We start from the raw sequence: 20,702 nt of genomic DNA on the forward strand, positions 1-20,702 counted from the left end.
CTCTTTCTTCTGCACTCTTACTGACAGAGGCGCGCCTTACACGTGCGCCTGCAGTTCAGGCGTCCAGGTGTTTCGGATGTCTTCATAAACTGTCAGCCACAATTCGGGCTTCGCTGTGTATTCCGATGTGATCCGTCCGAGGACCGTCCGCTGTTTCTCTTCGAAATCCGGCGCGTCTTTCGGCGGAATCTCTTTCTTCAATTCCATGACGTGTTCCTGAATCGTTGCAGCGCGCGGTCCCCACTTTGCGAACACGTCGCCGTCAGCATCGAGCAGCAGGTAGATCGGGATCGATCGTCCGCCGTTCGTCAGATGCCGGTCGATCAGTTCGGTGTCTTCATCCCGGTACACAGCACGGACGTCGAGGTCCGCGGCTTCCGCAATGCGGCGGAGCACCGGATTGTTCAGCATCGCATCGCCGCACCAGTCCTCGGTGATGACGAGGATCCGGGGGTTCACTTCCTTCAGCAGTTCGATGAACCCGTCATCCTGCGGCACATCGAATTGTTCGTAGATTGAAAAGCTGCTGTCTTTATGGTGCTCCATCTTGTCCATATACGCCTGCAGTGAAATCGCCTGTTCAAAGTATTCCAGCTCAGTAGTCAACAGTCTTCACACTCCTTTTCTTCAGTGTACCCCCATCGGCGTGCGCAAAGCAATTTTCCAGCAGTCAGGAAAACGCCCTGCCCCCGGCTAACGCAGCCGGCGTGCAGGACGTTCCGATAGCCGTTATCGTTTGCTGATTTCGTCCAGCAGCAGTTTGTTGACCATCGGCGGGTTCGCCTGGCCTTTTGTCGCTTTCATGACCTGGCCGACGAGGAATCCGACAGCACGGTCTTTGCCGTTCTTGTAGTCTTCGATCGACTGTTCGTTCTTATCGAGGATTTCCCCGATGATCGTACGCAGGGTGCCTTCATCGGAAATCTGGACAAGCCCTTTGTCTTTGACGATCTGGGCTGCATCGCCGCCGTTTTCAGCGAGTTCTTTGAACACTTTTTTCGCGATTTTCGACGAGATTGTGCCGTCTGCGATCAGCTTGACGAGGCTTGCAAGCCCTGCTGGTGTGAGCGGTGTCTCGCCCAGTTCCTTGCCTTCCGCATTGAGGTAGGCGGATACTTCACCCATCAGCCAGTTCGAAGCCAGTTTCGCATCCGCGCCCGCCTGTACCGTTTCATCGAAGAAATCGGACATCTCCTTCGTGAGCGTCAGGACATGCGCGTCGTATGCCGGCAGGCCCAGCTCGCTGACATAGCGCGCTTTCCGGGCATCCGGCAGTTCAGGAATCTCATTCTTGACCCGTTCAATCCAGTCTTCGTCGATGACGACATCCGACAGATCCGGATCGTTGATGAACCGGTAGTCGTTCGCACTGCCTTTGACACGCATGAGCACCGTCTGGCCTGTCGCTTCGTCGTACCGGCGCGTTTCCTGGACGATCTTGCCGCCGGACAGCAGGACTTTTTCCTGTCGTTCGACTTCGTTCGCGATTCCGCGGCGGACGAAGTTGAAGGAGTTCAGGTTCTTCAGCTCCGTTTTCGTGCCGAATTCCTCTTGGCCGAACGGTCGCAGGGAGATGTTGGCGTCGCAGCGGAGGGACCCTTCCTCCATCCGGACATCGGAGACACCGGTGTACTGGATGATTGCTTTCAGTTTTTCGAGGAATGCATACGCTTCGTTCGGAGTGCGGATGTCCGCTTCCGTGACAATCTCGATGAGCGGCGTCCCTTGACGGTTCAGGTCGACGAGTGAATAGCCGCCTTCCGCGTGTGTCAGTTTGCCGGCGTCTTCTTCGAGGTGGACACGTTCGATACGGATTTTCTTCTTATAGCCGTCCACTTCGATTTCGATCCAGCCGTTCGATCCGACAGGACGGTCATCCTGGGAGATCTGATACGCCTTCGGGTTATCGGGATAGAAGTAATGCTTGCGGTCGAAGTTCATGACGCGGGCGATCTCACAGTTGAGGGCCATGGATGCCTTCATGCCGAAGTCGATCGCCTGTTTGTTCATGGTCGGCAGCGTGCCGGGGTACGCAAGGTCGGTCGGGTGGATGTTCATATTCGGTTCTGCGCCGAAGTGGGCAGGTGCCGGTGAAAAGATTTTCGTATCTGTTTTCAGTTCAACGTGGACTTCAAGTCCGACGATCGTTTCAAAGTTCATGGTCAGTTCCCCTCCCTTGCAGGCGGCGTCTGCTTGTGGAATTCAGTCGCTTGCTCATATGCGTGCGCCACTTTATACAGCAGCGGTTCGTCGAAATGGTTGCCGATGATCTGCATGCCGACCGGAAGTCCTTCTGCAAATCCGCACGGTACGGAGATCGCCGGGATTCCGGCAAGGTTCATCGGTGTTGTCAGCAAGTCGTTCGCATACAGCGTCAGCGGATCCTTGATGGTCTCACCGAGTTTGTAGGCGTTCGTCGCACTCGTCGGTCCGACAATGATGTCGTATTTCTTGAAGACATCCTGGAAGTCCTGCGCGATCAGCGTACGAACTTTCTGTGCGCGTTCGTACAGGTCTTCATGGTGGCCGGCGCTCAGTGCGTACGTACCGTACAGCACACGCTTCTTCACTTCATCCCCGAAGCCTTCCGCACGGGAACGCAGGTAGATCTCGTTCAGGTCCTTTGCATCCTCAGGACGGTAGCCGTACCGGATGCCATCGAACCGCGCCAGGTTGGAAGAGGCCTCTGCCGATGAAATGACGTAGTACGTCGGTGCGGAGTAACGGGAATAATGAAGGTCGATCTCGTCCACCTCGGCACCGAGGGATTCGAGGACGCCGATCGCCGTCTTCACGGCATCCCGCACTTCCGGCTGGACACCTTCGCCGAGGTAGCGCGCCGGCACTGCGATCTTGAGTCCTTTGATATCGCCTGTCAGGGCGCTCCGGTAGTCCGGCACCGCTTTCTCGGAAGCGGATGGATCCCGGTAATCGGATCCGGCGATCGCGCTCAGCAGCATGGCGTTATCTTCGACCGTCTTCGTGATCGGCCCGATCTGGTCGAGGGATGATCCGAATGCGACAAGGCCTGAACGGGACACACGTCCGTATGTCGGCTTCATGCCGACGACGCCGCAGAAAGCTGCAGGCTGCCGTACGGAACCGCCTGTATCCGAACCGAGCGAGAAGAGGACTTGTCCCGAAGCGACCGCAGCGGCCGAGCCGCCTGACGATCCGCCCGGCACACGGTCGAGTCCCCAAGGGTTATGCGTCTTCTGGAAGGCGGAGTGCTCAGTTGTGGAACCCATTGCGAACTCATCCATGTTGAGTTTCCCGACGATCACCATACCGCTGTCCTTCACGCGCTCCGTCGCTGTCCCTTCATAGACAGGCACGAAGTTCTCGAGCATCTTGCTCGCGCATGTCGTCCGGATGCCTTTCGTGATGATGTTATCCTTGATGCCGATCGGCATGCCGAAAAGACCGCCGCGCTGCTCGTCCGGCAGGTTGTCCAGCTGTTCAGCCGCCTGCAGCGCTTCAGTTTCCGTGACGGTCAGGAATGCCTGGATCGGACCGTCCGTTTCTTTGATGGTCTGGAGCGTTTCCTTCGTCAGTTCCGTCACCGACAGTTCGCGGCTATGTAAAAGTGACTGAAGTTCAGACGCTGTTTTGTTTACTGCCATAAGTCAATTCCTCCTCTATACGGGTCAATCCAGGATGTTCGGTACTTTGATCATACCGTCTTCGTGCTCCTCGACACTCTTCAGCATATCATCACGGTCGAGGATGTCCGCAGGCGTGTCTTCACGCAGGACATTTGTAAAGGCAAGCGGATGGGTCATCTTGGCCACATCCGACGTATCGATCTCTTTCAGGCGATCCGTGAACTCGAGCAGGGTGTCCAGGCGGTCTGCAAATTTCTGTGCTTCTGCATCCGGCATGTCGATCCGGGCGAAATTCGCATAGTACTGGACTTCCTCTTTAGTGTAATTGGACATACTCTCTCCTCCTGGCTTTTATACAGTACGATTCATCATAACACCTTCGATGGATGATGAAAAGTTCCCCCGGTCAATAGGAATAAATATGGATGGACGGCTCTTCATCCCCCGCATTCTTCGTGATGAGGGACTCCGGCCCATTGCCGGACGTGATGCTCACTTCCACTTCGGTTTTCGGGTAGTATTTCATGATGAGCGAGGTCATGTACTGTGTCAGCGCGACGACCTCGTTCTTGCCGTAGAACTGGATCGGGACGTTGATCTTGATGGATTCCAAGTTGTTGTCGCTGTAGAATGCCGTTCCGACGACACTGATGAAACCCGGGAAATAGTCATTGATATCTTGTTTGACCTTCTCGAACCTTTCGTTGACATCCCGGTAATTGTCAACGTCCGATGAAGCCGGCAGAAGGACGAATTTCTCCTTCACTTCCTTCCAGCCATTCGGTTTGTCTTTCCCTTTGTCGACGTACGCCTGTGCGAAATACGTACCCGGCACGATGGAATTGCGGGACTGCTGTTTGAACAGGCCGACCGTGATCGGGACATCCCCGACACCGTCCAGCTTGCGCATACGCTGCACGATCGTCTCCGCCATCTTCATCCCCTGCTGTTCGATCGTCTTGTCAGGGATCTTCGCCTCGGCCGCGTCCCGCTGATAATAGACCGAGTTCATGGCGAGACCGATGGAGATCCCGGCAAGACCTACTTTCTTATCGCCTGTCTTGACGTAATAGTTCTGTTCGACGATGTGCGCCAGGTACACAGGCGCTTTCTCGCTGATTTCCTGAGGCGTCATCTTGTCGTTGATGGGCGGGTTGAGTCCGTCGTCGAATTTCGAGCTCCGGGACAGCCAATGAATCGCTGTCTTCTCATCGATGAACTGCCCTTCCTGGAAGAAGTGATCGTTCGGATCAAAATGCTTCGCGGACAGCCGGAGCAGCCCTTCTTCGACTTCCCCGATATCATATTTGCTGTAGACCTGATTGACGATCAGCCCGCGGGTCGCACTTTTCTTGAATGGCAGCAGTGTCCGGTAGTATTGCTCATTCAGCTGTACTTCGGGAATGAGTACGGTTTCCTGCTCGACGTCTTCGTTCTCCTGGATGACTTCCTCTTTTTCGGGCCCGATCGAGGGGATGCACCCGCCGAGCACGAGAACTGCAGCGAATGCCGGCAGTGTGAATAACCTTTTCATACGTTGTTTTACTCCTTTGTTCCAAGCACTTCGATCAGCTTCGCTTCGTTCCAGACGTCAATGCCCAGCTCTTCCGCTTTCGCGAGTTTCGACCCCGCGTCTTCTCCGGCAATGACAATGTCCGTCTTTTTGCTGACGCTGCCGCTGACGTCCCCGCCGAGCGCCTCTATTTTTTCTTTCGCTTCGTTCCGTGTCAGTATTTCAAGCTTGCCTGTCAGGACAATCTTTTTGCCGACGAACGGTCCTTCCTCAGGGATTTCCTGGGCTGTCCGGCCGCTGTACATCATGTTGACGCCGTACGATTTCAGTTTGCCGATGACTTCGAGCACATCCTCATTTGCAAAGAACGTTTCGATTGCATCGGTCACTTTGTCCCCGATCTCGTGGATTGCGAGCAGCTCTTCGGCAGACGCGGCCATCAGGTTATCGAGCGACCCGAATTCGCGCGCGAGGATCTGGGCCGCTTTCGCACCGACGTGGCGGATGCCGAACCCGAACAGCAGCTTTTCGAACGAGTTCTCTTTCGATGCCGCAATGGCGTGCACCAGATTCGAAGCGGACTTCTCCCCCATCCGGTCGAGTGTCATCAGCTGCTCTTCGGTCAGACCGTACAGATCCGAAAAGTCCTTCACAAGACCTGCTGTATAGAGCTGATCGACGACACGCTCACCGATGCCTTCGATGTTCATGGCATTCCGGGAAACGAAGTGGATGAGCGCTTCTTTCAGCTGCGCCGGGCATTGCGGGTTGACGCAGCGCAGTGCCACTTCCCCTTCAATGCGGATCAGTTCCGACCCGCACACCGGGCAGTCGGACGGCATGTGGAATTCGATTTCGTCCCCTGTCCGCCGGTCCGCCAGCGGGCCGATCACTTCGGGGATGATATCGCCGGCTTTCCGGATCTTCACGTCGTCGCCGATCCGGATATCCTTCTCGCGGATCAGATCCTCATTGTGGAGGGATGCCCTGCCGACCGTCGTGCCTGCCACGCGGACGGGTTCGAGGATGGCGGTCGGTGTGACAGTGCCTGTCCGGCCGACACTGAGCTCGATATCGAGCAGTCGGGTCACCACTTCTTCCGCAGGGAATTTGTAGGCGGTCGCCCAGCGCGGGCTCTTCGCTGTATAGCCGAGCTGTTCCTGGTCTTCGAACTTGTCGACTTTGATGACGATGCCGTCGATTTCATAATCGAGTGCGGCACGTTTCCCGCCCCAGCTGCTGACGTAATCGAGCACTTCCTCGATCGTTTTGCATTTCTTCCGTTCATGGTTCGTCACCAGCCCGAGGTCATCCAGATAGTCGAGCGCCGCCGAATGTGCTGCCTGACCGTACGCTTCCCCGTCCCCTCCGACGCCGTACAGGAATACGGCGAGATTGCGGCTTGCTGCAATCTTCGGGTCGAGCTGGCGCAGGGAGCCGGCCGCTGCATTGCGGGGGTTCGCGAACGGCTCGTCACCCGCTTCGTCGCGTGCTTCATTCAGCTTGACGAATGATTTCTTCGGCATGTACGCCTCGCCGCGTACTTCGATCGTCACCGATTCGTTCAGTTTGAGCGGGATCGACCGGATGGTACGCAGATTCTCTGTGATGTCCTCGCCGACCGTTCCGTCCCCGCGTGTCGATCCCTGTGTGAAGCGGCCGTCTTCATACTTCAATGAGACGGCAAGCCCATCGATCTTCAGTTCACAGATATAGGTGACAGAATCACCGACACCTGCACGTACACGGCGGTCGAACTCCCGGATATCTTCCTCATTGAACACGTTCGACAGACTGAGCATCGGATACTCATGACGGACCTTCGTGAAGCCTTCCAGCACAGGTCCGCCCACGCGCTGCGTCGGGGAATCGGGATAGATGAGATCCGGGTGCTGTTCCTCGATGGCAAGCAGCTCCTGCATGAGCTTGTCATATTCAGCATCCGTGACAGCCGGACGATCGAGCACGTAGTAGGCGCGCCCGTATTCGGTCAGCAGCCTGTTCAGCTCCTCGACGCGTTTCTCGAGTTCGTGTGTATCCTCCATCTCGCGTTCCTCCTTCACACTTTTTCGATCGGTGCAAATTTCGCAAGCAGACGTTTGACGCCGACGTCCGGGAAAGCGATGTCGAGTTCGACGTCATCCGCAGAACCTTTGACGCTGACGACCGTGCCTGTCCCCCACTTCTTATGTTTGGCCTTGTCGCCTGCTTTCCAGCCTAGTTTCTCCCCGCCGCTCGCTTCATAGACAGGTTTTTTCACTGCCGGCCGGCGCGGTGCTTCGCTCCGGGCGCTGCCTCCGAACGAAAAGCCGCCGGATCCGCTGACGGTGTCGATGACATCGCCGGAAATCTCGGAGATGAACCGGGAAGGATTATTGTAGCTCGAACGGCCGTACAGCATACGGCTCGAAGCGGAGCTCATGTATAGTTTCTGTTCCGCCCTTGTGATGGCGACATATGCGAGACGGCGTTCTTCTTCCATCTCTTCGTCGTCACCGATCGACCGCGCGTGCGGGAAGATGTTCTCTTCCATGCCGACGACGAAAACGACCGGGAATTCCAGTCCTTTCGCCGAGTGCATCGTCATCAGGACGATTTTTTCCGCTGATTGGTTCTCCTCTTTGTCGAGCGAATCGATATCCGCGATAAGCGCGAGATCGGTGAGGAAGGCGACGAGCGATTTATCGCCTTCGTCCTCTTCCGCCCGTTTTTCGAACGCATCGGTCACGGACAGGAACTCATCGATGTTTTCCAGCCGGCTTTCGGACTCGATCGTCTTTTCGCGTTCGAGCATCTCCCGATAGCCGGTCTTCTCGATCACCTGTTCCGTCAGTTCCCGGACGGACAGGAACTCCTGCATCTGTGTGAATCCCTGGATCATATCCCGGAATTTCGCTGCTTCGATGGCGGCTTTTTTTGTCAGTCCCATGAAATCGAGTTCCTGCATCGCATCGAAGATCGACCGGTCGTTCTCGATGGCAAAGCCCGCCATCCGTTCGAATGACGTGGCGCCGATGCTCCGTTTCGGTTCGTTGATGATCCGGGCAAGCGCGAGATCATCGTCATTATTTGCGATCAGCCGCAAATACGCGAGGATGTCTTTGATCTCTTTCCGGTCATAGAACTTCGTGCCGCCGACGATCGTATAGTCGAGATTCGATTTGACGAGGTATTCCTCGATCATCCGGGACTGGGCGTTCGTCCGGTACAGGACAGCGAACTGGTCGAGTGCGAGTCCATCTTCCTGCTGATGCTCGATGATCCGGCTGACGACGAACTGCGCTTCGTCTTTTTCATCGGAGGCTTTATAGACGGTGATGGCGTCGCCTTCGTCGTTCTCCGTCCGCAGCCGTTTGTCATACCGGCTCGCATTGTTCTGGATGACGTCGTTCGCCGCCTTCAGAATTGTCTGCGTGGAGCGGTAGTTCTGTTCAAGCAGGATGACTTCAGCGTCCTTGTAGTCTTTCTCGAATGACAGGATATTGCCGATATCCGCGCCCCGCCACTTGTAGATCGACTGATCGGAGTCGCCGACGACACAGATGTTGCGGAACTTTGCAGCAAGCATCTTGACTAGTCTGTACTGGGCGTTGTTCGTATCCTGGTATTCGTCGACATGGATGTACTGGAACTTGTCCTGATAGAATTCCAGGACGTCCGGCACTTGTTCGAACAGCCGGAGGGTGAGCATGATGAGGTCATCGAAATCGAGCGACTGGTTCTTGCGCAGCTTTTTCGTATAGCCATCGTACACATCGGCGATGACCCGGTCGAACGGATTCGACTCGTTCATGCCTGCGCGATATTCGCCCGCATCTATGCATTCGTTCTTCGCGGAACTGATGATGTTGAGCAGCGTGCGCGGATCATACTGCTTCGGATCGAGGTTCCGTTCTTTCAATACGGCTTTGACAGCTGACAGCTGATCCGCTGAATCGAGGATCGTGAAGCTTTTCTTGAAACCGATCCGGTCGATGTTGCGCCTGAGGATCCGTACGCACATCGAGTGGAATGTCGAAACCCACATCCGGTCGCCCGAGCCTTCGCCGAGAAGGCCGTCGATCCGGCTGCGCATTTCCCGTGCCGCTTTGTTCGTGAATGTAATGGCGAGGATCTTCGATGGGTAGACATCCTTTTCAATGACAAGGTATGCAATCCGGTGGGTCAGCACACGCGTTTTCCCGGATCCTGCGCCTGCCATGATGAGCAGCGGGCCTTCCGTCTTCTTCACCGCTTTTGCCTGCTCGGGGTTCATGCCCGCAAGCAGGTCTTGTGAAAGTTCTTTCATGTTTTATAACCGCCTTTTAGGAACGTTTGTTCTTCAGTATACACGAGTCACATAGGGGCTGCCACGGATTTCACGGCATCGACCGTTGCCAGTGCGGTTTTCAGATCATCATAGATGACGTTGCCGACAACGACTGTGTCGGCGATATTCGCCATTTCCGCAGCTTGTCCGGCTGATGTGATGCCGCCGCCGTACACGAGCTTCGTCTCCTCGAGGACGGACGCCGCCGCGCTGACCATCTGCGGATCGCCGTACATGCCGCTGTATTCCATGTAGAAGATCGGGAAGCGGAACAGGTGCTCCGCCATACGGGCATATGCGGTGACATCCTCTTTTGTCAGAGGCTGCGTTGCACCGGTCAGCTGTGCAGCTTTGCAGTCCGGGTTCAGAATGCAGTACCCTTCCGCCGCCACCTCTTCCCATTTCATCATATGACCGAATTCCTTCAATGCCTCCAAGTGGACACCGTTCATCCACTTCACGTCATTTGCATTCAGCACCGTCGGGATGAAGTAGTAATCGTATCCGAACGTCACGGCATCCGCGTCCGAGACTTCGAGCGCGAGCGGCACAGCGTAACGGCGGAGCCGGGCAAGCAGATGGAGCACACCTTCGAGCGTGATGCCGTCCGTCCCGCCGACGATGATGCCGTCGGTTCCTGACTCTGCAAGTTTTTCCAGTTCTTCGTCGTGAATCGTTTTTGCGGGGTCCAATTTAAAGGCGTGACGCCAATTATGATAGTCCATTTCCAGTCACCTGCTTCTTCTTGATTCCATTCATCCATTATAGCAAATATTGCTGAGCGATTCGCCCCGCCGGCCGTCTGAAACGAAAAAAACCGAAACAGCAGTCCGCTGTCCGGTCATTCGTTCGTTTCAGATGAAGGCTGGTCGCTCTCGCCGAGACGGTCGACGATCAGATTATATCCGCCTGATCCATAGTCGACACAGCGCCGGATCCGTGAGATTGTCGCTGTACTTGCACCGGTCTCCGTCTGGATAGTGTCGTACGTCTGCTTCTTTTTCAACATGACGGCGACATCCAGCCGCTGGGACAGCGACTGCACTTCGCCGATCGTGCATAGATCGTCGAAGAACGCATAGCATTCTTCGATTGTCTGTAATTCTAATATTGCGCGGAAAAGCTGATCTGTCCGGTCGTTCCTGATTTTTTCGAGCATCGGTTGTTCCTCCATTCTTACGGGGTGTAGGTGACGGATCGGCCGATCGACTGTTCCGGCACGATGTGGACCCACGTCTGGCCGGGAACCAGTTTGGCCGGCACCCCATGCTGGACCGGCATGATCACACCATCGAGCACCTTCCATTCCGTATCCAGTGCGACGCCGTTCTGGAATAATATCGCCGGGCCGCCTTTCGACAGATCGAGTGACTGCCGCCCCTCGCTGTCGATCGTGTCATACGGCGCTTCGATCACAAAGATATTGGCCGGTGTGATGGTCGTGTCGTCCGCTTTGTCAGTCGTGAGGATGCCGTTGACTTCCCTCATATACGTGTGGGCTTCCGGATCGAACGTATAGGTGCTCGTGAAATTCGGATCTTTCTGGCCCACGACAACAGTTGCTGCAATCTCCCCCAGTTTAGCACTTTCCGCATCGGGATGGAACGACAGATGAGGCTCTTTGCGGATCGTTCCGTCGATTTGCAGATCTGCCATCGCTTCCTCAATGTGGGCTTTCGATATATAGGAGTTATGCGGCGCTTTCCGTTCACGCGACCGCTCGAAGTACGTGCCGTCGTACTGCATGCCGTTGATGGCGTCGACGGTGTTCTGTGCCAGCAGATCCCGGGCGTCCGGACTGTAGCCATGGGCAATGTAGAATGCATCCAACCCTTCCGCAATGTCGATGAAGTAATCACGGGCGCTGCGGATCGGACCAATTTCGTCAGGAAGTCCGCTCTGATACAGGGCGAGAAACCGTGTGATATTCCCTTCTGCCAGTACTTCATAGACGATGTCCGCTTTGCTGAGACCGGATTGCGGCCGGGCAAGCGGATGGTTGTTGATGGTGGCGAGGATCGGCCGCATCGGGAATGCCTCTCCCTCCATACCTGTAAATGGTGCTGCGGCGAGAACAGCCTGTTCAGCCTGTTCAGTCTTGGCACCTACGTCTTGTCCGTCTTTCGGGGCTGCAGCTTCACTTTCATTCTTCTGCGTGCATCCTGTCAGCAGCAGAGCTGTGCTGACCAGTGCGGCGGCAGCTAATTTCGTTACGTTCATGGCCGGTCTCCTATCGTTTTGTCGTCGGGATCAGTTCGGCGTTCCGCATGACGTCGAGTACGCCGGTCTGTGTAATGCGTACATATGGCAGATGGGTGGACTGCAGGAAGAGCAGGCTGTAGATGGCATCCCCTTTGTCGTACCCGCGCGCTTTCAGATCCTCTTTCAGTGTCCGTTCCTGTTCACGGATGATTTCGACGGGCTGGTCGGACAGGCTTCCGCCGATCGGCAGCGGAAGTTCCCGCAGCACAGCTCCATTCTCCGTGAGGACGATGCCGCCGCCGATCTCTTTCACGCGGCGGAACGCCCGAATCATCTCCTGCTTATCTTTACCGATCAGGATAAAATCACCTGTATTCGAATAGGAGGAGGCAAGTCCCTGCAGTCCATCCGCGAAACCTTTCAGCATCGTGTTCACCCGCCACTTCCCGTCGCGATCGATGAGCGCGAGGAAGCATTCATCATGCTCGGTACCGAGCGTATCGGCCCGGAAATCCGCTTCAGATTCATACGGCTTCGTGATGACATCGTTCAGCATGCGGATGCCGGCCGGTTCCGTCACTGTGAGATCATCTGCCGTCAGATCGAAGTCCAGTTCAAGATCCGGGACCGCAGACCAGTCCGCTTCATGGAACGTCATGCACGCCTTGCCGCCGCGCTTCAGCCAGACCCCTTTCGATAAGACATCAACCGGGTTCGGCTCACGTATATCCGTCAGGAAATTGAACGTTGCGAAACGACCAGGCGCTAGTACACTATGCAGATCATCGATGCCATAATACCGGGCGATATTATAGGACGCCATCTGATAGGCATCGATCGGCTCCACGCCCGCTTCCAAGGCGATCCTAATGCATTTGTCCATCACTCCGTCCTCATGGAAAAGAGGCGGCGAGCCGTCCGTCGTCATCATAAGATGATCGAAGACGTCGAGCCCTTTTGCGAGGATCCCTTCCAGCAGCGGTTTCAGGTCGGGACGGATGGATGACTCGCGCAGTGTGACGGCATACCCTTGCTGCAGCCGCAGCTCCGCTTCGTCCGCTGTCATCGATTCGTGGTCGCCGTCCGCACCGAACAGCCGCATACGGGCGAGTGTCCGTTCCGAAGCGCCGGGGAAATGGCCTTCGATCTTTTTGCCGTATTGTTTCGCAAGCTGCATGGAAGCCGTCATGGCGGGATCGCCTTTCAGCAAGCGCGGCCAGCCGGTCAGTTCCCCGCCCATCAGTACATCATCCCGCTTCAGCCACTGCTCCACCTGGTCAGGCGCGAACAGTTCCGCCTCATTCCGGAGGACAGTCTGCGAATCGAACCGCGCCCACCAATAGAACGAGAACGGCAGCTTCTTCAGCTGATCGAGCAGGCTGAACGCGTTCGGCCGGTCGACCGCCATCAGCAGCATGAGTGTATCCGCCAGGAACGCCGTCGTGCCGTGCTGGGCTGCGAACTGCGCGAACGATTCCGGGTTATAGAGCTGGAACGGATGGACATGGGGCTCGATATAGCCGGGCACAATCCATTTACCTGCAGCATCGACCCGTTCGGCCCCTTCAGTGACAACAGGCAGCCGGTCTCCTGTGTATAGGATGCGACCATGCTTGACCCAGATTGTGCCGGTCTTCCACTTTTTCAAGACTGAGTGTAAGTATGTAGCATTTTCAATAAGCAGATCCGGAGCTTCTTTTCCGTCGATGACGGCGATCTGCGAAGCGATTTCTTCAGCAGTCCACATGCAATTCGTCCCCTTCTTCCGATTCTTTCTCTGTTCATCGTACCACAGAGGGAAAAAGCTGGATAGGGGCGGTAAAGCAGGAAACCGGGACGCATCTGACGAAAGACAAAGCATGAGACTTGTTCAGGAAGGTGATAGGAGATGGATGAAAAATTGACGTTCGACGAAGGAACAGCGACTGAATACGACAAAGGGATCCGGCGGACGCTCCCGACCTATGACGGGCTCATCCGGCTGTCGGGCTCGGCATTGCGGCTGTATGCAGGAACGGAAGCGGATGTCCTGCTCGTCGGTGCGGGAGGCGGCAATGAGCTGATGGAGTATGCCGCACACTATCCCAGTTGGACGTTCACAGCGGCGGACCCGTCAGCGCCGATGATGGCGGAAGCGAAAAGGAAAGCGGTGCCCCTTGCAGATGGGAAGGTTACATTCATTGCGGGCTCTGCTGCCGATGTACCGGCGGACAAGCAGTTCGGCGCGGCGGCCTGCCTGCTTGTACTGCATTTCCTTGAGACGGAGGATGAAAAACGGGAACTGCTCGGCCAGATCCGCTCACGGCTGGCTCCCGGCGCTCCCTTTGTCATCGCATCGATGACGGGGGATGCCGCCTCTGCTGAATTTGACGTGCAGTTCGCTCTTTGGCGCCGGCATTGGCTCGACCGGACTTCGCTCAGCGAAACGCAGGTCGATGAGATGGAAAAAGGCATCCGCGCGCTGTCCTTTCTCCCCGAAGAAGAGATTGAACAGCTACTGGCGGATGCCGGCTTCGAACAGGTCACGCGTTTCTTCCAGACGACGTTCTTCACCGGCTGGGTATGCCGGGCAGCGGGTGCATGAAGCCAGCCGGCCGAGGTATGCGTCGTCCAGCGGCGACACCGTTCTTCGATGGCTGCCGTCCCGGCAAGAAATCTCTTCCTGTTTATTTACAATGTTGACGTTTCTCCTGAAAAGAAACTCGGCATCCTTGTCTTCCGATCTCCTCTGAAACTTGAAGTGCCTGCATAGAAGCAGTCCATTTCGGTTAGGATGTACGCAAACGACCGACGTGCGAAGGGGTGGCAGAAAGATATGACAGGCAGCAAGCAGCAGACAATGCCTAAATTCATGAAGACACTGACTGATGCGCTTCCGAAGTCCTATGATGTGCTCCACGTGCCGCTCAACTGCAATGGACAGACCGCACAGCTGCTCTATATAAAGACTGTTGTGGATGGTGCAGTCTTGCAGGAAACGATCATCAAGCCGTTTTTCGAAATCGAGGATGCCGCCAAATTCGCCGTCTATGTGGAGGGAATGCCGAATCGGATCGACCTGCCGAGCACGGACGAAATGCTGATCATGCTGACGGCCGGTTTCGTGCTCGTCTATGCTGACGACACGTTCAGCTTTCTCGAAGTCCGCCGGCTCGGCAATACGGAGCAGGGGGAAACGATTGTCGAGGCGACCATCCACGGGCCGCAGCTCGCGCTGAGCGAGGACCTGGAAACGAATGTAAGCATCGTCCGGCAGCATTACCATTCACCGAGTCTATACGTCGAAAGCCATCAGCTGAATGACAAGAGCCGGATGGCGATCGCCCTGATGTACGATGAAAAAGAAGTGGATATCGAAGTGCTGCGCCGTGTGAAAGAACGTCTCGATGCATTAGATGAGCCGCTGATCCAATCTGCAGGTGATCTGGCGATGCGTCTCACCAAACGGCGGTTCAATCTGTTTCCGCAGTCGATCGTCACTGAGCGGCCGGACCGTATTGTCTACAATCTCACTGGCGGTAAAATTATCCTTCTTGTTGACAATTCACCATTCGGCATCGTCCTGCCGATCGTCTTTTTCGATTTGATGGTGTCCATGGAGGAAAACTATCATACGTATTTCGTCTCACTGTACAACACCCTGCTCGGGTGGTTCGGCCTGTTCGCCTGTCTGACGCTGCCCGCCCTGTATGTAGCCGTGACAGCATTTACTCCGGAAATACTCCGGACAGAACTGACCCTGTCCATATCAGGCAGCCGGATCGGCGTCCCGTATCCGTCCTTCATCGAAGCGGTCATCATGCTGCTGTTCGTCGAACTGCTGACTGAAGCAAGTGTCCGTCTTCCGAAGACCATCAACGCGGCGGCGACGACGGTAGGCGGACTGATCCTCGGCACTGCGGCAACGGAAGCCTCGCTCGCTTCCAACATTCTGATCATCGTCGTCTCCATCGTTGCGATTTCCACGTTTGTCATACCCAACAATGAACTCAGTTTTGCCGTGCGGATCTGTCGGCTCGGTCTGATAGCCTTTACGTCACTATTCGGTCTGATCGGTCTCATTTCCGGTTTCCTGCTGATCATTCTCCATCTGACCAATCTGGACAGCTTCGGGAAGCCGTATTTGCGGATCGGCTGGCGCAGCAAACGGAGCGAAAAGCAGGTGAGCAGTGAATGAGCCGATTTTTATATTATTTGATATTCACCAACATGGTGGCTATCATCACCACGCCGATTCCGCGCCTGCTGCTGCAGGATGCCGGAGACGGTGCAATTGTATCCATGGGCCTCGGTACTCTGGGCGGCATCCTGTTCACCTGGATCATCATACGCTTCTTTTCTCAGCATCCGGGTATGGACCTTCCCGACCTGCTCGTATCCTACACAGCCGACTGGTTCCGGATCCCTGTCACTTTGTATTTTGCCATCCTCTGGTTTCTGGCCGGCGCCGTCAACCTGGTCATGACTGTGTTCCTGCTCATCACGTTCCTGTCTCCCGAGATGTCGATCTATACGATCACCGCCTCGATTCTGGTCACTGTCTATTTCGGTGTTCTGCTGAAAACGAAAAGTGTGCTGTTCAGTCTGGAGATCATCTTCGTTTTGATGGTACCGTTCGGTATTCTAATGATGCTGAAGCTGTTCACGAGCAGCGAGCTGGAATGGGATCAGATCAAGCTGAGTGTCATGCATATCAATCACCTGCCGACATTCACATCGTTCACTTCCACTTTTTTTATGTTTCTCGGCTGCGCGAATCTGATCATCTTCAATAAGTATTTCAAGGAAAAGCAGCACGTCTCCATCCTGTCTCTCGGCTGGGTACTGCTGTTTGCCATCATGATGCTTGTGACTTCGTATTTCTTCCCGATCGGCCTGTCCGGTTTCGACAGGATCGGCCAGCTCATCTTTCCCTGGATCTCGTCAGCGGACGCCATCCGCATGAAATATGGATTAGTGGAGCGGGTCGTATTCATTTTCATGTTCATCTTCGTGACGATCGCTTTCATGAGTATCATCATCCACTGGCATGTCGCCTATAAACTCATCAATAGCGTCTTCCGGCCCGGTTTCCTTCAGGTGAACCAGCAGAACTTCGCTCCCTTCGTACTCGTCTTCTTATTCTTGGTAGTCGGTACGGTGCTCGTTGTCAGGATGACGCAATATGATATTTATCACTACAGCATCTACTATTACAATACGCTTCCCGTATTCATCGCCGTCTTCTTTCTGATGATGTTTGCGGTCAGGAAAGGAGCGTCCTCCTCATGAAAAAACAGGCACTGTGTGTTGGATTCCTCTGTCTGCTTATGCTGCCGCTGCTGTCAGGCTGCGGATACAAAGGGGTCGACAAACGGTCGTTCGTAGTGGGAATGGGGATAGATCCGGCGCATGATTCCGAGCATAAGTACCGGGTCACCGTGAAAGTGGCAAAACCGATCTCTGCGCTCAAAAATGCAACCGAGACGGAATATGCCTTCCTTACGCAGGAGAGCGACTCCGTTGCGGAAGCCATCCGGTTCCTTGAGACAAAGGATGACAAATTGCTCGATTTCAGCCAAGCGAAAATACTGGCATTGAACGAGGAGCTGCTGCAAGGAGACTTATTTGAATTGATGGATTACGTGGTACGGCGAGGGGATATGCAGCTGGTCCTCTATGTATTGGTCGCCCGTCCTGACGCTGAACAAGTTTTACGGGTACAGCCGACACTGGAGTCAGCAGGGGAAAATGCACTGTACAACTTCTTTGACGGCACAGGGACGGAGAGCCCGTTTGTAACGACGACGTTCCTCTTTGAATTCCGCCGCGACTACGACACGAAAGGACTGAGTTCTGTGCTGCCCATCGTGATCGAAAAAGAGAACGGAAAGGAACTCGAAGTGAACAAAGCCATCGTCCTGAAAAACTCCGTTCCCCCAGTCGTCTTATCTTCCACCGAGACCAAACTGTACAATACCTTATACAAAGGTGCGAACGGCTACGGATACCGCATCGAGAATGACGGATACAAGTTTCTCCTGACCATTGACCGGGCTAAGATGAAAATCAAGATGAAGGTCGATGGGACCGGACAGCCGACCGCGAAAGTTTCTGTAAAGTTGGTCGGTGCCGTCAACGAGTCGAATAAGATCCTTTACATGAATGAGCTGGATAAGTACAACAAGATTTCAGAAGAGCGGCTCACAGAGCAGCTCACCGGCTTTTTGAAGAAAATGCAGGAGAAGAACGTCGATCCGTTCGGCTTCGGGCTGAAATACAGAGCGTCCCGGCTGAACACCGACGGGACGGTCGAGGAATGGAAAAAAATCTACCCTGAACTGGTATTCGATGTGGCGGTCGATGTGAAACTGAAGTCGGTCGGTGCACTGCAATAAGAAAGGCACCGGCTGGAGTCTGCTCACTCCGAGGCCGGTGCCTTTTCCAATACGACTCATTCAGGAGAGCCCGATCCGTTCAAAAATCATGTCGATTTTCTGCAAATGATAATTGTAGTCGAAACAGCCATCGATTTCCTCTTCACTGAGACGCTCTGTGATCGGCTGACTGCCTTTCACGAGTTCCTGGAAGGAACGCTGTTCATCCCATGCCTGCATCGTAAGGGGCTGCACGGTATCGTATGCCGCTTCCCGGGACATCCCTTTGTCGATCAGCGACAGGAGGACACGCTGTGAATAGATCAGCCCGTGGGTCCGGTCCATGTTGCGCTTCATGTTATCCGGGTAGACCGTCAAGTTCTTCACGATATTGCCGAAGCGGTTCAGCATATAGTTCAGCACGATGGTCGCATCCGGAAGAATGACACGCTCTGCAGACGAATGGGAGATGTCACGTTCATGCCAGAGCGGCACATTTTCGTACGCGGTCATCATGTACCCGCGCATGAGACGGGACAGCCCCGCCATGTTCTCCGAGCCGATCGGATTCCGTTTGTGCGGCATCGCAGAAGATCCCTTCTGGCCTTTCGCGAAGAACTCTTCCACCTCACGGGTTTCCGACTTCTGCAGCCCGCGGATTTCGACAGCAAACTTTTCAATTGATGTCGCGATCAATGCAAGTGTCGACATATACTGGGCATGGCGGTCACGCTGCAGTGTCTGCGTTGACACAGAAGCCGGTGTCAGCCCGAGCTTGCGGCAGACATACTCTTCCACATACGGGTCGACGTTAGCGTATGTGCCGACCGCACCTGAGATCTTGCCCGCCTGGACAGAAGCAGCCGCGGCATCGAAGCGCTCCAGATTCCGCTTCATCTCTTCATGCCAGAGCGCAAGTTTCAAGCCGAACGTCGTCGGTTCTGCATGGACACCATGCGTACGGCCCATCATGACCGTGTATTTGTGCTCCTTCGCTTTTGCCGCCAGGATCTCGATGAAACGGACGAGGTCTCCCCGTAAAATTCCGTTCGCCTGCAGCAGCAGATACGACAGCGCCGTATCCACGACATCGGTAGACGTGAGACCATAGTGGACCCACTTCCGTTCGTCCCCTAATGTTTCCGATACTGCGCGGGTGAACGCGACAACATCATGTCGGGTCTCCTGTTCGATTTCCAGGATCCGTTCTACGGAGAATCCGGCATTCTTCCTGATCTTCTCAACGTCTTCTTTCGGGACATCCCCAAGCTCAGCCCACGCTTCACTGGCGAGAATCTCCACTTCCAGCCATGCTTTATATTTATTTTCATCTGCCCAGATTGCGCCCATTTCGGGCCGTGTATACCGCTCTATCATCTTCTGTTCCTCCTTGATCAGTCACCTTCCGCCAAAATCCCCTTCAGCTGGATGATCTGGCGGATCGGGACATACTCGCCGTCCCGTTCTTCAAATAATGGCTCTTCCCGGCGCCCGGCCGGCAGATAGCCTTCCGCTTTCATGCGGTCCAGGCAATCGGAAATGGTTTCCTGCTCATCGACTTGAAACCAGACTGTTTTCCGTTTACTCACTTGAATAATTTCCCCTTCTTGATGCTCTTGACCCAGAAACCGCCTCTTATCGTTTTTGGCTCATATGAAATAATGAATGCTTTCGGATCAAGCTCCGCAATCGTAGTATACAGCTTCAGCTCATATTTACGCGGTGTCAAAATTTGCATAGCCGACCGATTGCCTTCCAGCCCATGGGCTGCCCAATCCGTCACACCATATCCCTTTGCCCGCAGCGTCGTTGCAAGCTCACGGTTGATTTCATCGGTTATGACATTCACCGTTATGTAGCCAAGCGCCATCTTTTCTTCAATTTTGGTTCCGATAATAACACCCGATCCGTACCCGACGGCATAGGCGATCAGATTCTGGATTTGATCCAGGCTGTCCAGAACAAGCCCCAATCCGACGACATAGACCACTACTTCGACCATACTGACCATCGCGGCAATATAGCGGTAGCCTTTCAGTGTCAAAATCATCCGTACTGTGGAGAACGACACATATACGATGTTGATCACAAAGATGATCAGCACCAGCGTCCACGCATTCATGAGGCAACCCTCCAATCTACTTCATTTATCGTACAGGTGAAACAGGCGGATTACAAGCACAATCCCCCTTCTGACCAGCTGGTGAATGTCAGCAGTTTCCGGGGGTTCCGCTCATAAAATCTGATTTCCGCTCATAAAATCTGATTTCCGCTCATAAAATCTGATTTCCGCTCATAAAATCTGATTTCCGCTCATAAAATCTGATTTCCGCTCATAACCGGCCTGCTGGCGCGGCCGGTTATGGGGTTCTGACGACGCATTGCGAGCAGCGTGGTGTCCAGCAGATCAAAACCAAAAGCTGACTGGTGGGCTCCGCTCCGCTGCGCCTTTTCTGGGGAGCGGCCATGCCAGTCAGCGTTCCATACAAATAAAAAAAGCGAGCGGAGACATATCGTCTCCACTCGCGTTAATCCAGCTCCGACTCCCTGATGCTTGTCGCATCAAAACGGTCGTCCCCGCTTTTTATAGTGCCCGGCAACGTCCTACTCTCACAGGGGGAAGCCCCCTACTACCATCGGCGCTGAAGAACTTAACTTCCGTGTTCGGTATGGGAACGGGTGTGACCTCTTCGCCATCATTACCAGACAGATGAGCT

Annotated in this window: 18 protein-coding genes and 1 rRNA gene; 4 read left to right on the forward strand and 15 right to left on the reverse strand. The window is 54.8% G+C overall.

All coding sequences use genetic code 11. From position 1 onward, the window contains the following. Positions 1–36 precede the first annotated feature (36 nt). From BN1190_RS05525 to BN1190_RS05575, 11 genes are all read right to left on the reverse strand, one after another. A complete protein-coding gene (locus tag BN1190_RS05525; RefSeq protein ID WP_040285970.1) occupies positions 37–606 on the reverse strand; it encodes a thioredoxin family protein in 570 nt (189 codons plus the stop codon). 123 nt (positions 607–729) lie between these two features. After that, positions 730–2,160: an Asp-tRNA(Asn)/Glu-tRNA(Gln) amidotransferase subunit GatB gene (gatB, locus tag BN1190_RS05530; protein WP_040285971.1), complete on the reverse strand. Its 1,431-nt coding sequence runs from the start codon at positions 2,158–2,160 to the stop codon at positions 730–732. A gap of 2 nt (positions 2,161–2,162) precedes the next feature. Further along, positions 2,163–3,623 (reverse strand): Asp-tRNA(Asn)/Glu-tRNA(Gln) amidotransferase subunit GatA, encoded by a 1,461-nt coding sequence (gene gatA, locus BN1190_RS05535; RefSeq protein WP_040285972.1) that lies wholly within the window; start codon positions 3,621–3,623, stop codon positions 2,163–2,165. A gap of 24 nt (positions 3,624–3,647) precedes the next feature. Then, entirely contained in the window at positions 3,648–3,938 is a 291-nt protein-coding gene (gatC, locus tag BN1190_RS05540; RefSeq protein ID WP_040285973.1) for an Asp-tRNA(Asn)/Glu-tRNA(Gln) amidotransferase subunit GatC, read from the reverse strand. Positions 3,939–4,011: 73 nt separating this feature from the next. Continuing rightward, a complete protein-coding gene (locus tag BN1190_RS05545; protein ID WP_040285974.1) occupies positions 4,012–5,139 on the reverse strand; it encodes a CamS family sex pheromone protein in 1,128 nt (375 codons plus the stop codon). Between the two features lie 8 nt (positions 5,140–5,147). Further along, on the reverse strand, positions 5,148–7,163 hold the full coding sequence (gene ligA / locus BN1190_RS05550; protein WP_040285975.1) for an NAD-dependent DNA ligase LigA: 2,016 nt from the start codon (positions 7,161–7,163) through the stop codon (positions 5,148–5,150). 14 nt (positions 7,164–7,177) lie between these two features. Then, positions 7,178–9,406, reverse strand: a complete 2,229-nt coding sequence (gene pcrA / locus BN1190_RS05555) for a DNA helicase PcrA (protein ID WP_040285976.1) — start codon at positions 9,404–9,406, stop codon at positions 7,178–7,180. A gap of 47 nt (positions 9,407–9,453) precedes the next feature. Then, positions 9,454–10,152: a heptaprenylglyceryl phosphate synthase gene (locus BN1190_RS05560; RefSeq protein ID WP_040285977.1), complete on the reverse strand. Its 699-nt coding sequence runs from the start codon at positions 10,150–10,152 to the stop codon at positions 9,454–9,456. Positions 10,153–10,268: 116 nt separating this feature from the next. Beyond that, positions 10,269–10,586, reverse strand: coding sequence for a YerC/YecD family TrpR-related protein (locus BN1190_RS05565; protein WP_040285978.1), 318 nt, complete (start codon positions 10,584–10,586; stop codon positions 10,269–10,271). A 17-nt stretch (positions 10,587–10,603) separates the two neighbouring features. Beyond that, complete coding sequence (locus tag BN1190_RS05570) at positions 10,604–11,647, reverse strand: DUF3048 domain-containing protein (protein WP_052461711.1); 1,044 nt, start codon at positions 11,645–11,647, stop codon at positions 10,604–10,606. 10 nt (positions 11,648–11,657) lie between these two features. Then, positions 11,658–13,376 (reverse strand): adenine deaminase C-terminal domain-containing protein, encoded by a 1,719-nt coding sequence (locus BN1190_RS05575; RefSeq protein WP_040285979.1) that lies wholly within the window; start codon positions 13,374–13,376, stop codon positions 11,658–11,660. 141 nt (positions 13,377–13,517) lie between these two features. On the opposite strand from BN1190_RS05575, the gene BN1190_RS05580 reads away from it, so the two are divergent. The 4 genes from BN1190_RS05580 (at position 13,518) to BN1190_RS05595 (ending at position 18,006) form a co-directional block, all read left to right on the forward strand. After that, positions 13,518–14,213 carry a class I SAM-dependent methyltransferase gene (locus BN1190_RS05580; RefSeq protein ID WP_052461712.1) on the forward strand — a complete coding sequence of 232 codons (696 nt, stop codon included), beginning with the start codon at positions 13,518–13,520 and terminating at the stop codon, positions 14,211–14,213. Between the two features lie 231 nt (positions 14,214–14,444). Continuing rightward, on the forward strand, positions 14,445–15,806 hold the full coding sequence (locus tag BN1190_RS05585; protein WP_040285980.1) for a spore germination protein: 1,362 nt from the start codon (positions 14,445–14,447) through the stop codon (positions 15,804–15,806). Then, positions 15,803–16,900: a GerAB/ArcD/ProY family transporter gene (locus BN1190_RS05590; protein WP_040285981.1), complete on the forward strand. Its 1,098-nt coding sequence runs from the start codon at positions 15,803–15,805 to the stop codon at positions 16,898–16,900. The genes BN1190_RS05585 and BN1190_RS05590 overlap by 4 nt, the downstream gene beginning before the upstream one ends. Next, positions 16,897–18,006, forward strand: coding sequence for a Ger(x)C family spore germination protein (locus tag BN1190_RS05595; RefSeq protein ID WP_040285982.1), 1,110 nt, complete (start codon positions 16,897–16,899; stop codon positions 18,004–18,006). The genes BN1190_RS05590 and BN1190_RS05595 overlap by 4 nt, the downstream gene beginning before the upstream one ends. A 60-nt stretch (positions 18,007–18,066) precedes the next feature. Here the strand turns inward: BN1190_RS05595 and purB are convergent, their stop codons facing one another. The 4 genes from purB to rrf form a co-directional block, all read right to left on the reverse strand. Then, positions 18,067–19,362, reverse strand: coding sequence for an adenylosuccinate lyase (gene purB, locus BN1190_RS05600; protein WP_040285983.1), 1,296 nt, complete (start codon positions 19,360–19,362; stop codon positions 18,067–18,069). 17 nt (positions 19,363–19,379) lie between these two features. Next, the gene (locus BN1190_RS05605) at positions 19,380–19,574 is read right to left on the reverse strand and encodes an NETI motif-containing protein (RefSeq protein WP_040285984.1); all 195 of its coding nucleotides are present in this window, start codon (positions 19,572–19,574) and stop codon (positions 19,380–19,382) included. Continuing rightward, the gene (locus BN1190_RS05610; RefSeq protein WP_040285985.1) at positions 19,571–20,107 is read right to left on the reverse strand and encodes a DUF2179 domain-containing protein; all 537 of its coding nucleotides are present in this window, start codon (positions 20,105–20,107) and stop codon (positions 19,571–19,573) included. Before BN1190_RS05610 ends, BN1190_RS05605 begins: the two co-directional genes overlap by 4 nt. A gap of 469 nt (positions 20,108–20,576) precedes the next feature. Next, positions 20,577–20,692 (reverse strand): 5S ribosomal RNA (gene rrf / locus BN1190_RS05615). Positions 20,693–20,702 lie beyond the last annotated feature (10 nt).

The organism is Sporosarcina koreensis (assembly GCF_000826145.2).
GTDB classification, from domain to species: Bacteria; Bacillota; Bacilli; order Bacillales_A; family Planococcaceae; genus Sporosarcina; species Sporosarcina trichiuri.